The following is a 12650-nucleotide window of genomic DNA, read 5'->3' on the forward strand; positions in this document are numbered from 1 at the left end:
GTGTTCTCACTCATTCAGCGTTCCCGGCGACTGTTCACGATCACCCTGGTAATGGCGATCCTGACCCTGACGGGTTGCCAGTCGGTACCGCAAAAAGGTCTGACCCCGGCGCAGATTGCCGTGCTCAAGCAGGAAGGTTTCAAGCTGACCGATGAAGGCTGGGCGTTCGGCCTGTCCGGCAAAGTGCTGTTTGGCAGTGATATCGACAGCCTCAACCCGCAGAGCACCACGATCGTCGAGCGCATTGGCAAATCGTTGCTGGGTGTCGGGATCGAGCGCGTCAGAGTCGATGGTCATACTGATGCTTCCGGCAAAGAAGCCTATAACGAACAGCTTGCCTTGCGCCGGGCCAAAAGCGTCGCCACGGTGCTGGCCACCACCGGTATGAAACAGGACAACATCCAACTGCGTGGGCTTGGCAGCCGCCAGCCCGTGGCCTCCAACGACACGGCGGACGGCCGCGCGGAAAACCGCCGCGTCTCCATCGTGGTGAGCGCCGACTAATCGGCGAACAACATCTCCCGACTTTCCCCCATCAACAGCCGCTGATTCTGCTCAGTGACCGAACGGATGTAATCCCACAACAGGGTGATCCGCTTGAGCTTGCGCAGGTCTTCGCGGCAGTACATCCAGAACTGCCGGGTGATGTTGATTTCTTCCGGCAGCACCGGCAGCAGGCGTGGGTCCTGAGCGGCGAGGAAGCACGGCAGGATCGCCAGTGACCGGCCCTGCTGCGCTGCCACGAATTGCGCGATCACGCTGGTGCTGCGCAGATTGGCACTGGCGCCGGGCAACACGTTGGCCAGGTACAGCAGCTCCGAACTGAACGCCAGGTCGTCGACATAGCTGATGAATGAATGCTCACTGAGGTCGGCCGGGCGGCGGATCGGCGGGTGTTTGTCCAGGTATTCCTGGGTCGCATACAGCTGCAGGCGATAATCCGTCAGTTTGCAGCACACGTAGGGCCCGTGTTCCGGGCGCTCCAGGGCGATGACGATGTCCGCCTCGCGTTTGGACAGGCTGATGAAGTGCGGCAGCGGCAGGATGTCCACCGAAATGGCCGGGTAGGCGTCGACGAAATGGCTAAGCTGAGGCGTGATGAAAAAACTGCCGAACCCTTCGGTACAGCCCATGCGCACATGCCCGGACAACGCCACCCCGGAGCCCGACACCTGCTCGCAGGCCATGTGCAACGTGCTTTCGATCGACTCGGCGTACCCCAGCAATCGCTGGCCTTCGGCGGTCAGGACGAAGCCGCTGGTCCGGGACTTCTCGAACAGCAACGTCCCCAATGACGCTTCCAGCGAACTGATGCGCCGCGACACGGTGGTGTAGTCGACGGCCAGGCGTTTGGCCGCGGTACTGGCCTTGCGGGTTCGGGCGACTTCGAGGAAAAACTTGAGGTCATCCCAGTTCAGGGAGCCTAAGGACGTGATGTTTTTTTGCATGATGGACCGGCTTTTATGTGCGTTCTTATTAGAAGTTTGCACATCTATACTCCAAAAACAGTCCCACAACCAATTCGCGACACACGCCTCATCGCAAGGCGACTTTTTCGCCTTGGCTCCCAAGATAAAAACAAACATCCGGAGACCCACATGAACGCTTCGCTTACGCCTAACGAAACCACGCTGCACAAGGTCAAGTTGTTGATCGACGGTGAGTGGGTCGAGTCCAAGACTACTGAATGGCACGACATCATCAACCCGGCGACCCAACAGGTGCTGGCCAAGGTGCCGTTTGCCACCGCCGAAGAAGTCGACGCCGCGATCAGCGCCGCCCATCGCGCCTTCCAGACCTGGAAGCTGACACCGATCGGCGCGCGGATGCGCATCATGCTCAAGCTGCAGGCGTTGATTCGCGAACATTCCAAACGCATCGCCGTCGTGCTCAGCAACGAGCAAGGCAAAACCATTGCCGACGCCGAGGGCGATATTTTCCGTGGCCTGGAAGTGGTCGAACACGCGTGCTCCATTGGCACCCTGCAAATGGGCGAGTTCGCTGAAAACGTCGCCGGTGGCGTCGACACCTACACCCTGCGTCAACCGATCGGCGTCTGCGCCGGCATCACCCCGTTCAACTTCCCGGCGATGATTCCGCTGTGGATGTTTCCGATGGCCATCGCCTGCGGCAACACCTTCGTGCTCAAGCCGTCCGAGCAGGACCCCCTGTCGACCATGCTGCTGGTGGAATTGGCGATCGAAGCCGGCGTTCCGGCGGGCGTGCTCAACGTCGTGCACGGTGGCAAGGACGTGGTGGATGCGCTCTGCACCCACAAGGACATCAAGGCTGTTTCGTTCGTCGGCTCGACCGCGGTCGGCACTCACGTCTACGACCTGGCCGGCAAGCACGGCAAACGCGTGCAATCGATGATGGGCGCCAAGAACCACGCCGTGGTGCTGCCGGATGCCAATCGCGAACAAGCGCTGAATGCGCTGGTGGGCGCCGGTTTCGGTGCAGCCGGGCAACGTTGCATGGCCACGTCGGTGGTGGTGCTGGTGGGTGCAGCGAAGCAGTGGCTGCCTGACCTCAAGGCGCTGGCGCAAAAGCTCAAGGTCAACGCGGGCAGTGAGCCGGGCACCGACGTAGGGCCGGTGATCTCGAAAAAGGCCAAGGCGCGGATTCTCGACCTGATCGAAAGCGGCATCAAGGAAGGCGCGAAACTGGAGCTGGACGGTCGCGACATCACGGTTCCCGGTTTCGAACAGGGCAACTTTGTCGGCCCGACGCTGTTCTCCGGCGTGACCACCGACATGCAGATCTACACCCAGGAAATCTTCGGCCCGGTGCTGGTGGTGCTGGAGGTCAATACCCTCGACGAGGCCATCGCCCTGGTCAACGCCAACCCGTTCGGCAACGGCACCGGCCTGTTCACCCAGAGCGGTGCGGCGGCGCGCAAGTTCCAGAGCGAAATCGACGTCGGCCAGGTCGGTATCAACATCCCGATTCCCGTGCCGGTGCCGTTCTTCAGCTTCACCGGCTCCCGTGGTTCCAAACTCGGCGACCTCGGCCCGTACGGCAAGCAAGTGGTGCAGTTCTACACTCAGACCAAGACGGTCACCAGTCGCTGGTTCGATGACGACAGCGTCAACGACGGTGTGAACACCACCATCAACTTGCGTTAAGGAGCCGGACATGAAAATCGCTTTTATCGGTCTGGGCAACATGGGCGCGCCGATGGCGCGCAACCTGATCAAGGCCGGCCATGCCCTGCGCCTGGTCGACCTGAACAAAACCGTGCTGGCGGAACTCGAGCAGTTGGGCGGCAGCATCAGTGCCTCGGCGCGGGAAGCGGCTGAGGGGGCAGAGCTGGTGATCACCATGCTGCCGGCGGCCGTGCATGTGCGCAGTGTCTGGCTGGGTGAAGACGGCGTTCTGGCCGGTATCGGCAAAGGCGTACCGGCTGTGGATTGCAGCACCATCGACCCGCAGACCGCGCGTGACGTGGCTGCCGCTGCCGCCAAGCAAGGCGTGGCCATGGCCGATGCCCCGGTGTCCGGCGGCACGGGTGGCGCAGCCGCCGGGACGTTGACCTTCATGGTCGGCGCCACCGCGGAACTGTTCGCCACCCTGCAACCGGTACTCGCACAAATGGGCCGCAACATCGTCCATTGCGGTGAGGTCGGCACCGGGCAAATCGCTAAAATCTGCAACAACCTGCTGCTGGGGATATCCATGGTCGGCGTCAGCGAAGCCATGGCCCTGGGCGATGCCCTGGGCATCGACACCAAGGTGCTGGCGGGCATCATCAACAGCTCCACCGGGCGTTGCTGGAGTTCGGAGATGTACAACCCGTGGCCGGGCATCGTCGAAACGGCGCCTGCGTCACGCGGCTATACCGGCGGTTTCGGTGCCGAACTGATGCTCAAGGATCTGGGGCTGGCCACCGAAGCGGCGCGTCAGGCGCACCAACCGGTGGTGCTCGGCGCGGTGGCCCAGCAGTTGTATCAGGCGATGAGTTTGCGTGGGGAAGGCGGGAACGACTTCTCGGCGATCATCAACAGTTATCGCAAACCGCAATAATCGCTCGGAAAACCTGTGGGAGCGAGCCTGCTCGCGATAGCGGTGTGACAGTCGACGAAAATGTTGAATGTGAGTCCGACATCGCGAGCAGGGGCAGCATGGACCTATCGACATTTACCGGGAGATCACGTCGGGTGATCTCCCGGTTTTTTTGTATCAGGCAAACACGAAATACTTGCGCACGGTCTCCACCACTTCCCACGTGCCTTTCATGCCTGGCTCGATGACGAAAATGTCACCGGCGCGCAGGTGGATCGGCGCCATGCCTTCCGGGGTGATGATGCAGTAGCCTTCCTGGAAGTGGCAGTACTCCCACTTCACGTATTCCACATACCACTTGCCCGGCGTGCAGATCCAGGTGCCCATGATCTTGCTGCCGTCTTCGCTGGTGTAGGCGTTGAGGTTGACGGTATGCGGATCGCCTTCGAGTTTTTCCCATTTGCAGGCGTCGAGCACCGGCAGCGGGTGAGTGTCGCGAAGAACAGTAATCGGTGCGGACATGATGACTCCGAGCGTTAGGGAGAACTGAAGTCGCACCCTATAGCGCTTGGTGGTGCATCAGTTGTCTGTGCTCGACATCGAGGTATCCAGAAACGCAGCGGGCAGCGTCCGTCCGCGTAAGTCTTTCGAAGCCCTGATGCCGGCCGATGGTTATCAAAGACTGTCGAGCCGGCACTGTTCCTGAGCATTCTGCAAGCTCGCCTCTAAGTCCTCCAGCGCCCGGTGGCGTTGTTGGAGGGCGTCGATGTTGTCCATCAGCTCGCGTTTTTTGTCGGCGATGGCGACTCGCGCAAGTGCCCATGGAAAGGCCTCGCCCCGGTGCTGTTCGAACATCGCCTGCATTTCCTTGAGCCTGAAGCCCAGCTGTTGGGCGCACTTGATGAACATCAGCAACTCGACGTGTTGCTGCGAGTAAGTGCGGTACTTTCCCTGGCGTTGCGCGGGGGGCAACAAGCCGATGGCTTCATAGTGGCGGATGCTTTTGACGGTGCTTCCCGAGAGTCGCGCGGCTTGACCTATGTACATGAAAGTCCCTTTTTAAATGTCCCGAACAATGCGCCCGCAGGCCCTGCGCATTATCCGGGACATTCAATGAGCGGCGATAGCATGCACCTGTTCGAGCCAGGTCTGCCGTTGCGCTGCGCTGGCCCCGAGAATCGGCCCGAACGTGAGGGTCTTGGTGGGCTTGATACCGCAAAACTCCAGTGTGGTTTTGCGGACCTCGTGCAGCCCCGGCATGCGATAGATCCAGCGGTAGTACCAGGGTGGCGTATCCATGGTTACCAGCAAATGGGCGCTGCGACCGTGCAGCAGTTTGTCGGGAAAGGCCTTGCCTTCGCGGTACTTGAAGGCGAAACCGGGCAGCAAAACGCGATCGAAAAAGCCCTTGAGCAAGGCTGGAATCCCGCCCCACCAGATCGGATAGACCAGCGTCAGATGCTCGGCCCACAAAATATCTTTCTGTGCCTGGCGCAAGTCCGCTTCCAGTGGTTGAACCTGTTGATAGCCTTCGCGCAGGATGGGATCGAAGTCCAGTTTCCCGAGAAGCAATTGGCGCACCTCATGCCCGGCTTGCAGCGCCGATTGCGTGTAGCGCTCGGCGATGGCGGCGCAAAAACTGTTGCTCGACGGATGACCCAGAATCACCAGCATTCGTTTGCCCATTGCCGCTGTCCTTGAAGTTGAAAGCCTCAAGGGTAAAGTCTGCCCCTCAGGGGAGAGTCAAGGCATGCAGCAAGGCCTTGGCATAACCGGGCAGTGTCGCGAAATCCCTGGCGCAGAGCTGGAGCGTGCGTCGGGCCCAGGGTTCCTGCAGGGCGATGCAGTTGAAAGGGGCTTCCCCCGGCCAGCGTTCGACCGCCGCCAACGGCACAATCGCCAGTCCCGCGCCGCGAGCGACCATGCGCATCACGCCATCGAAACCATCCGCGCGGATGCGGATCTGCAAGCGCGCGCCGAGATGCAGCGCTTGCTCTTCGAGGTACACCGCCAACGCGCTGTTGGCGTTCAATCCAACGTAATCGTGGTGCAGCGTTTCGCTGAAGGCGATCGACCGGGTGTCGGCCAGAGGGTGATGACGGGGCACGATCAACCCCAGGGGATCGTCACGAAACGGCTGGGTCTGCAGGTTGTCGGTGTCCACGGCATCGGAGACGATACCGAGGTCGGCCGCGCCCTGACGCAAGGCATGGGTGATGCGGGCGCTGGGCAGTTCCTGCAGGTCGATGTCCAGGTTGGGATGTTCGCGCAGAAAGTCCGCGAGCAGTTCCGGCAGGTACTCGGTGAGCGCCGTGGTGTTGCACAACAGCCGCACCTGACCTTTGACGCCATTGGCGTATTCGGCGAGGTCCTGCTGCATGCGTTCGGCGTGTTGCAGCAAGAGCCGGGCGTGCTGCGCCAGCGCTTTTCCCGCCGGCGTGGGAGTGACGCCACGCCGGCCACGCTCGAGAAAATCAACGCCGATTGATGCTTCCATGGCACGGATTCGTGCGCTCGCCGCCGCCAGGGACAGGTGACTGCGCGCGGCACCGGCGGTGATGTTGCCGCTGTCGAGGATATTCAGGTACAGGCGCAGGTCGGTCAGGTCGAAGTGCATCGTCAGCCTTTGGCTATCTGTTGTCTGAAGGGGACCCATCGCGAGCAGACCCACTCCCACAAGGGATTGGTGTCGTTCGCAAGTCTCATGTAGGAGCGAGCCTGCTCGCGATGGACTTAAGAGCGCCGCGTTTAACCAGTAAACACGCGTTATCGTTAACGACCATCGCGGGCAGGCCCGCTCCCACAAGGGATTTGTGTCATTTCACAGGTCCACTGTAGGAGCGAGCCTGCTCGCGATGGACTTAAGAGCGCCGCGTTTAACCAGTAAACACGCGTTATCGTTAACGACCATCGCGGGCAGGCCCGCTCCCACAGGGGATTTGTGTCATTTCACAGGTCCACTGTGGGAGCGAGCTTGCTCGCGATGGCGTCAGTCGTTGCGCCTCATTTCTCAGCCTCTTGTTTAAAGAGAGGCAGCCTCAGTATATGGCAGATTTTCAAGCGACCACGGCGGGCTCACCATGGCCCCATGAATACACTTGCCTCGTTTTACCAACATCTCGGTTTCACCCTGACATTACTGGTCATGGCGACCTTTCTGCTGGCCGGCACGATCAAGGGTGTGATCGGCCTGGGTCTGCCGACCATCGCCATGGGCTTGCTCGGTCTGGCTATGGCCCCGTCACAGGCTGCTGCGCTGTTGATCATTCCCGCGACGCTGACCAACGTCTGGCAATTGGCATTCGGCGGACATTTGCGCGGTTTGATCAAACGACTCTGGCCGATGCTGCTGGCGATTTTCATCGGCACCGGGGCCGGCACTGTCTGGATCGGCATGGCTGGCGGGCACTGGGTGGTGCGGGGATTGGGGGCGGCGCTGTTGCTCTATGCGTTGAGCGGGTTGTTTCTGCCGACCTTGCGCGCGGGTGCCCGCAGCGAACCTTGGCTCGGTCCACTGTGCGGTGGACTGACGGGCGTCATCACCTCGGCCACCGGTGTGTTTGTGATCCCGGCGGTGCCGTATCTGCAAGCGCTGGGCTTGAGCAAGGATGAACTGGTACAGGCGCTGGGCCTGTCGTTTACCGTGTCGACACTCGCCCTGGCGGGTGGCTTGTTATGGCGTGGCGCGCTCGGTGGCGGCGAGTTGAGCGCGTCCTTGCTGGCGCTGATCCCGGCAGTGCTCGGCATGTGGCTGGGGCAATCGCTGCGCCAACGGATCAGCGCCGCGTTGTTCAAGCGCGTGTTCTTCATCGGCCTCGGCGTGCTCGGCGGCCACTTGTTGATCAGCGGCTAGCGGACGACGGGCTGATCATGTCGATGGCGCGGATCTCGAAATCCCGCTCCAGGTATTCGTCGCGTTGATCGAGGAACTGTTTCATGTGCGGCAGATTAGAGTGCACGTCGAGGTGGGCCTGGGACTGCCAGATCTCGTAGAAGATGAACAGGGTCGGGTCCTGTTTGTCGCGCAGCATGTGGTACTCGATGCAACCGGGTTCGGCGCGACTGGCTTCTACATAGCCGCTGAAAAAAGCTTCGAAGGCGTCGGATTTTTCCGGGCGGGTCTTGGCGTGCAGGATGAAGCCTTGCAGTTCACTCATCGAAAATGCTCCTCAAGTCAGAATGGGCATCAGTCTAAGTCAACAATCAGCCGTCGATTCGTGCTTGTGGGTCAAATGAATTTTGCGATGAAGGCGCTTATTCCACGCGAGGCGAATCGGTACGCTGCCGCCATCCATTTCTGACCCTTTCCGAGATCCCTCATGAAAAAAGTCCTGTTGCTCAATGGCGGCAAAAAATTCGCCCACTCCGATGGCCGCTACAACACCACCCTCCACGAAACCGCATTGAGCGTGCTGGACCGTGGTGGCGTGGATGTCAAAACCACGTTCATCGACGAGGGCTACGACATCGCGGAAGAAGTCGCCAAGTTCCTCTGGGCCGACGTGATCATTTACCAGATGCCCGGCTGGTGGATGGGCGCGCCGTGGACCGTGAAGAAGTACATCGATGAAGTGTTCACCGAAGGCCATGGCAGTCTCTATGCCAGCGACGGTCGTACCCGTTCCGACGCATCGCAGAAGTACGGCAGCGGCGGCTTGATCCAGGGCAAACAGTACATGCTGTCCCTCACCTGGAACGCACCGCAGCAAGCCTTTGACGACCCGACCGACTTCTTTGAAGGCAAAGGCGTGGACGCGGTGTACTTTCCTTTCCACAAGGCCAACGAATTCCTCGGCATGACCGGATTGCCGACATTCCTCTGTGTTGACGTGATGAAACGCCCGAACATCGAAGCCGATGTGGTGCGCTACGAGCAGCATTTGATTGAGGTGTTTGGCCTGAAGGCTTGAGGCTCCGCTACTATCGATAGCTGGGGCAGAACACAGCAGACCTGTGCAGGACTATCGATAAGGAACACACGTGAAAGCCAGATCCGATGAATTGCAGATTTTCGTCTGCGTGATTGAGTGCGGGTCGATTTCTGCGGCGGCCGAACAGGTTGGGCAAACGCCTTCGGCGGTCAGCCGCACGCTGTCGCGGCTGGAGGCCAAGCTTGATACCACGTTGATCAACCGCACGACGCGGCGCATGGACCTGACCGAGGAGGGCAAGTATTTCTTCGAACAGGCCAAGCTGATTCTCGATCAGATGGACGAACTCGAAGAGCGCCTGTCCTCGCGCCAGCAAACGCCGTCCGGGCGTTTGCGCATCAACGCCGCATCGCCATTCATGCTGCACGCGATCGTGCCCTACATCGATGAGTTCCGTCGGCTCTATCCGGACATTCAACTGGAACTCAACAGCAACGATCTGATCATCGACCTGCTCGAACAGAGCACCGACATCGCCATCCGCATCGGCACCCTGGCCGACTCGACCCTGCATGCCCGCTCCCTGGGTTGCAGTCCGCTGCACATCGTCGCCAGCCCGGCGTACCTGGAAAAGCACGGTACACCCACCGCCGTGGCCGACCTCGCCGCCCACACCTTGTTGGGATTCACCCAGAACGAAGGCCTCAACCAATGGCCGCTGCGCTACGTGCACGGTGACCGCTGGCCAATCCAGGCCTCGCTCAGTGCCTCCAGCGGCGAAACCATTCGTCATCTGGCGCTGGAAGGGCAGGGTATCGCCAGTCTGTCGCATTACATGACCATCGACGACATCCGCGCCGGACGCTTGAAAGTCTTGCTGGCCGAGTTCAACAGTGGTTATCGCCAGCCGATCAACGCGGTGTATTACCGCAACTCGCAACTGGCCCTGCGAATTCAATGTTTCCTGGATTTCATCCAGAGCAAATTGGCGCTGTACGCAGCCGATGATTTCAGCGACTGATTCGTGACTCCTGCGCAAGAGTGAATTGGCCCGGCAGGGATTTTTCGTCAGGGATCGCTGCTTGATACTCGGTGCATCACTTATCAACGCAGGGAGTTCCTCCATGAATGTATTCGTCACCGGCGCCGCCGGCTTCATCGGCGGCTCGATCGCCACGGGCCTGATCCGCGCCGGTCACCGGGTCACCGGTCTGGTGCGCAGCGCCGAACAAGCGGATGAACTGACAGCGCTGGGCATCACCCCGGTCATCGGCACTCTTGACGACAGCGCACTATTGGCCGATCAGGCCCGCGCCGCCGACGCGGTGATCAACGCCGCCAGCAGTGACCATCGCGGTGCGGTGCAAGCCCTGCTAGACGCCCTGCGCGGTTCCAACAAGGTATTCCTGCACACCAGCGGTTCGAGCATCGTCGGCGATGCGTCGGGCGGAAAGTCCAGCGATGTCATCTACTACGAAGACAACCTGCCGGAACCGACCGTCGACAAGGCTGCACGGGTGGCCATCGACAACCTGATCCTGGCGGCGGCCAGGGACGGCGTGAATTCGGCGGTCATCTGCAACACCCTGATCTACGGCCACAGCCTGGGCGTCCATCGCGACAGCGTGCAGTTGCCGCGTTTACTGAAACAGGCGCGTAAAAGTGGCGTGGTGCGCCACGTCGGGACCGGTCAGAACATCTGGTCCAACGTGCACATCGAAGACGTGGTGGCCCTGTACCTGCTGGCGCTGAGCAAAAACGTCCCCGGCACGTTCTACTTTGTCGAAAGCGGCGAAGCGTCGTTCATCGACATGACCACGGCGATGGCCGAGGCGTTGAAACTGGGCAAGCCGCAAGACTGGGCGCTGAAAGACGCCGAAGCCGAATGGGGTTATGAAATGGCCAACTATGGCCTGGGCTCCAACAGCCGGGTTCGCGGCAAGCATGCGCGGGAGTTGCTGGGCTGGGTGCCGAAGCGTACGTCGGTGGTTGAATGGATTCTTAACGAGATGGTGTGAGTTCGCGCTGGACCGCGTCATCGTTCATCGCGAGCAGGCTCGCTCCCACATTAGACCGCGCCGGTATGGAGAATGCGGTTCACTATGGGAGTGAGCCTGCTCGCGATAGCATTTTCGAAGTCGCATAAACTGGCCGGGCCCCCCTCGATTCCGTAACATCCGCAAACTCTTTCTTGCGACTCCCTGCATGCGGTCCCCATGAAACCAAAACATCTACGCGCCGATGCCCTGGCCGGCCTCACCACGTCTTTCGCCTTGCTGCCCGAATGCATCGCCTTCGCGCTGGTGGCCCACCTCAACCCGCTGATGGGCCTGTATGGCGCGTTCATCATTTGCACCCTGACCGCGCTGTTCGGTGGTCGGCCGGGCATGGTTTCCGGGGCTGCGGGTTCGATGGCGGTGGTGATTGTTGCGCTGGTGGTGCAGCACGGCGTGCAGTACTTGCTGGCCACGGTGTTGCTCGGTGGCCTGGTCATGCTGGCGTTCGGGCTGCTGCGGCTGGGCAAACTGGTGCGGATGGTGCCGCACCCGGTGATGCTCGGCTTCGTCAACGGCCTGGCGATCATCATTGCCCTGGCGCAACTGGAGCACTTCAAAAGCGGTGAGGCCTGGTTGAGCGGTGCGCCGCTGTACATGATGATCGGCCTGGTCGCGGTGACGATGGCGATTGTCTATGTATTGCCGCGCCTGACCCGCACGGTCCCGCCAGCGTTGGTGGCGATTCTGGGCGTTGGCCTGGCGGTTTACCTGCTCGGCCTGCCGACCCGAACCCTGGGCGACATGGCGCACATCGCCGGTGGCCTGCCGACATTTGCCCTGCCGGACCTTCCCTGGAACCTGGAAACCCTGCGCATCATCGCGCCCTACGCGATCCTGATGGCGCTGGTCGGTTTGCTGGAAACCCTGCTGACCCTGAACCTCACCGATGAAATCACCGAGAGCCGCGGCTACCCCGATCGCGAATGCGTGGCGTTGGGCGCGGCCAACGTGGTGTCCGGCCTGTTTGGCGGCATGGGTGGTTGCGCGATGATCGGCCAGACCGTGATCAACCTCAGTTCCGGTGGTCGTGGTCGCTTGTCCGGTGTGGTCGCCGGGGTGGCGATCTTGCTGTTCATTCTGTTTCTGTCGCCGCTGATCGAGCGCATTCCGCTGGCAGCTTTGGTCGGGGTGATGTTCGTGGTGTCGCAGCAGACCTTTGCCTGGGCCTCGCTGCGGGTGCTGAACAAGGTGCCGCTCAATGATGTGCTGGTGATCATCGCAGTGACGGTGATCACGGTGTTCACCGATCTGGCGACGGCCGTGCTGTGCGGCATCATCATCGCGGCCCTCAACTTCGCCTGGCAGCAAGCCCGTGAGTTGTATGCCGACACTCACGTCGAAGCCGACGGCAGCAAGCTGTACCTGCTGCATGGCACGCTGTTCTTCGCCTCGACCGCACCCTTTCTCAATCAGTTCGATCCTGCCAATGACCCTTCCGTGGTGACCCTCGATTGTCGCCACCTGAGCTTCGTCGATTACTCGGCCGTCGCCGCGCTCAAGACATTGCGCGAGCGCTATGAAAAGGCTGGGAAGCACCTGCGGGTGTTGCACTTGTCCGAACGCTGCAAGAAGCTGCTCAAGCGGGCGCGCGTGCAGCACGACTGAGGTCCCGCCCGTGGCAGGTGCGATGAAAGTCCACCATCAAGAACGTCTGCGGCGGGTCAAACTCGCCCTGGACGATTACCGCGGCGGCGATGATCACTTGCCGTTGGGAGACTGA

General features: G+C 60.9%; 14 protein-coding genes and 1 pseudogene. 9 read left to right on the forward strand and 6 right to left on the reverse strand.

Annotated elements, in window-relative coordinates; translation table 11 throughout:
* Positions 1 to 504 (forward strand): OmpA family protein, encoded by a 504-nt coding sequence (locus tag GQ39_RS28450; protein WP_047537171.1) that lies wholly within the window; start codon positions 1 to 3, stop codon positions 502 to 504.
* Here the strand turns inward: GQ39_RS28450 and GQ39_RS28455 are convergent.
* Positions 501 to 1448: a LysR family transcriptional regulator gene (locus GQ39_RS28455; RefSeq protein WP_047537174.1), complete on the reverse strand. Its 948-nt coding sequence runs from the start codon at positions 1446 to 1448 to the stop codon at positions 501 to 503. The two genes, GQ39_RS28450 and GQ39_RS28455, sit on opposite strands and share 4 nt — an antisense overlap.
* Before the next feature lie 150 nt (positions 1449 to 1598).
* On the opposite strand from GQ39_RS28455, the gene GQ39_RS28460 reads away from it, so the two are divergent.
* Both GQ39_RS28460 and mmsB read left to right on the forward strand, forming a co-directional pair.
* Positions 1599 to 3125, forward strand: coding sequence for a CoA-acylating methylmalonate-semialdehyde dehydrogenase (locus tag GQ39_RS28460; protein WP_047537177.1), 1527 nt, complete (start codon positions 1599 to 1601; stop codon positions 3123 to 3125).
* Between the two features lie 10 nt (positions 3126 to 3135).
* Positions 3136 to 4023: a 3-hydroxyisobutyrate dehydrogenase gene (gene mmsB, locus GQ39_RS28465; protein ID WP_047537180.1), complete on the forward strand. Its 888-nt coding sequence runs from the start codon at positions 3136 to 3138 to the stop codon at positions 4021 to 4023.
* 156 nt (positions 4024 to 4179) lie between these two features.
* Here mmsB and GQ39_RS28470 read toward each other — a convergent pair whose 3' ends face one another.
* The 4 genes from GQ39_RS28470 to GQ39_RS28485 all read right to left on the reverse strand — a co-directional run bounded on the left by GQ39_RS28470 (position 4180) and on the right by GQ39_RS28485 (position 6619).
* Positions 4180 to 4524, reverse strand: a complete 345-nt coding sequence (locus GQ39_RS28470) for a cupin domain-containing protein (RefSeq protein ID WP_030128140.1) — start codon at positions 4522 to 4524, stop codon at positions 4180 to 4182.
* 153 nt (positions 4525 to 4677) lie between these two features.
* Positions 4678 to 5049, reverse strand: a complete 372-nt coding sequence (locus GQ39_RS28475) for a MerR family transcriptional regulator (RefSeq protein ID WP_047537185.1) — start codon at positions 5047 to 5049, stop codon at positions 4678 to 4680.
* 63 nt (positions 5050 to 5112) lie between these two features.
* Positions 5113 to 5688 (reverse strand): NAD(P)H-dependent oxidoreductase, encoded by a 576-nt coding sequence (locus tag GQ39_RS28480; RefSeq protein ID WP_047537188.1) that lies wholly within the window; start codon positions 5686 to 5688, stop codon positions 5113 to 5115.
* Positions 5689 to 5734: 46 nt separating this feature from the next.
* Positions 5735 to 6619: a LysR substrate-binding domain-containing protein gene (locus GQ39_RS28485; RefSeq protein WP_047537191.1), complete on the reverse strand. Its 885-nt coding sequence runs from the start codon at positions 6617 to 6619 to the stop codon at positions 5735 to 5737.
* A gap of 471 nt (positions 6620 to 7090) precedes the next feature.
* On the opposite strand from GQ39_RS28485, the gene GQ39_RS28490 reads away from it, so the two are divergent.
* Positions 7091 to 7855: a sulfite exporter TauE/SafE family protein gene (locus GQ39_RS28490; protein WP_047537194.1), complete on the forward strand. Its 765-nt coding sequence runs from the start codon at positions 7091 to 7093 to the stop codon at positions 7853 to 7855.
* Here GQ39_RS28490 and GQ39_RS28495 read toward each other — a convergent pair.
* On the reverse strand, positions 7845 to 8159 hold the full coding sequence (locus tag GQ39_RS28495) for a putative quinol monooxygenase (protein WP_047537197.1): 315 nt from the start codon (positions 8157 to 8159) through the stop codon (positions 7845 to 7847). The two genes, GQ39_RS28490 and GQ39_RS28495, sit on opposite strands and share 11 nt — an antisense overlap.
* Before the next feature lie 162 nt (positions 8160 to 8321).
* On the opposite strand from GQ39_RS28495, the gene GQ39_RS28500 reads away from it, so the two are divergent.
* The 5 genes and pseudogenes from GQ39_RS28500 to GQ39_RS32740 all read left to right on the forward strand — a co-directional run.
* Positions 8322 to 8912 carry an NAD(P)H-dependent oxidoreductase gene (locus GQ39_RS28500; protein WP_047537199.1) on the forward strand — a complete coding sequence of 197 codons (591 nt, stop codon included), beginning with the start codon at positions 8322 to 8324 and terminating at the stop codon, positions 8910 to 8912.
* Positions 8913 to 8982: 70 nt separating this feature from the next.
* The gene (locus GQ39_RS28505) at positions 8983 to 9894 is read left to right on the forward strand and encodes a LysR family transcriptional regulator (protein ID WP_047537201.1); all 912 of its coding nucleotides are present in this window, start codon (positions 8983 to 8985) and stop codon (positions 9892 to 9894) included.
* 103 nt (positions 9895 to 9997) lie between these two features.
* On the forward strand, positions 9998 to 10891 hold the full coding sequence (locus GQ39_RS28510; RefSeq protein ID WP_047537203.1) for an NAD-dependent epimerase/dehydratase family protein: 894 nt from the start codon (positions 9998 to 10000) through the stop codon (positions 10889 to 10891).
* Between the two features lie 198 nt (positions 10892 to 11089).
* Complete coding sequence (locus GQ39_RS28515; protein WP_047537206.1) at positions 11090 to 12535, forward strand: SulP family inorganic anion transporter; 1446 nt, start codon at positions 11090 to 11092, stop codon at positions 12533 to 12535.
* Positions 12536 to 12569: 34 nt separating this feature from the next.
* A pseudogene (locus tag GQ39_RS32740) lies at positions 12570 to 12650 on the forward strand (MurR/RpiR family transcriptional regulator); the annotation flags it as partial.

Source organism: Pseudomonas sp. 11/12A (assembly GCF_000800055.1).
Lineage (GTDB): Bacteria > Pseudomonadota > Gammaproteobacteria > Pseudomonadales > Pseudomonadaceae > Aquipseudomonas > Aquipseudomonas mohnii.

What these genes read in the sequence shown, in the direction of transcription:
- GQ39_RS28455 (WP_047537174.1), bottom strand. Translation starts at nt 1,448, where the DNA reads ATGCAAAAAAACATCACGTCCTTAGGCTCCCTGAACTGGGATGACCTC.
- GQ39_RS28460 (WP_047537177.1), top strand. Translation starts at nt 1,599, where the DNA reads ATGAACGCTTCGCTTACGCCTAACGAAACCACGCTGCACAAGGTCAAG.
- mmsB (WP_047537180.1), top strand. Translation starts at nt 3,136, where the DNA reads ATGAAAATCGCTTTTATCGGTCTGGGCAACATGGGCGCGCCGATGGCG.
- GQ39_RS28470 (WP_030128140.1), bottom strand. Translation starts at nt 4,524, where the DNA reads ATGTCCGCACCGATTACTGTTCTTCGCGACACTCACCCGCTGCCGGTG.
- GQ39_RS28475 (WP_047537185.1), bottom strand. Translation starts at nt 5,049, where the DNA reads ATGTACATAGGTCAAGCCGCGCGACTCTCGGGAAGCACCGTCAAAAGC.
- GQ39_RS28480 (WP_047537188.1), bottom strand. Translation starts at nt 5,688, where the DNA reads ATGGGCAAACGAATGCTGGTGATTCTGGGTCATCCGTCGAGCAACAGT.
- GQ39_RS28485 (WP_047537191.1), bottom strand. Translation starts at nt 6,619, where the DNA reads ATGCACTTCGACCTGACCGACCTGCGCCTGTACCTGAATATCCTCGAC.
- GQ39_RS28490 (WP_047537194.1), top strand. Translation starts at nt 7,091, where the DNA reads ATGAATACACTTGCCTCGTTTTACCAACATCTCGGTTTCACCCTGACA.
- GQ39_RS28495 (WP_047537197.1), bottom strand. Translation starts at nt 8,159, where the DNA reads ATGAGTGAACTGCAAGGCTTCATCCTGCACGCCAAGACCCGCCCGGAA.
- GQ39_RS28500 (WP_047537199.1), top strand. Translation starts at nt 8,322, where the DNA reads ATGAAAAAAGTCCTGTTGCTCAATGGCGGCAAAAAATTCGCCCACTCC.
- GQ39_RS28510 (WP_047537203.1), top strand. Translation starts at nt 9,998, where the DNA reads ATGAATGTATTCGTCACCGGCGCCGCCGGCTTCATCGGCGGCTCGATC.
- GQ39_RS28515 (WP_047537206.1), top strand. Translation starts at nt 11,090, where the DNA reads ATGAAACCAAAACATCTACGCGCCGATGCCCTGGCCGGCCTCACCACG.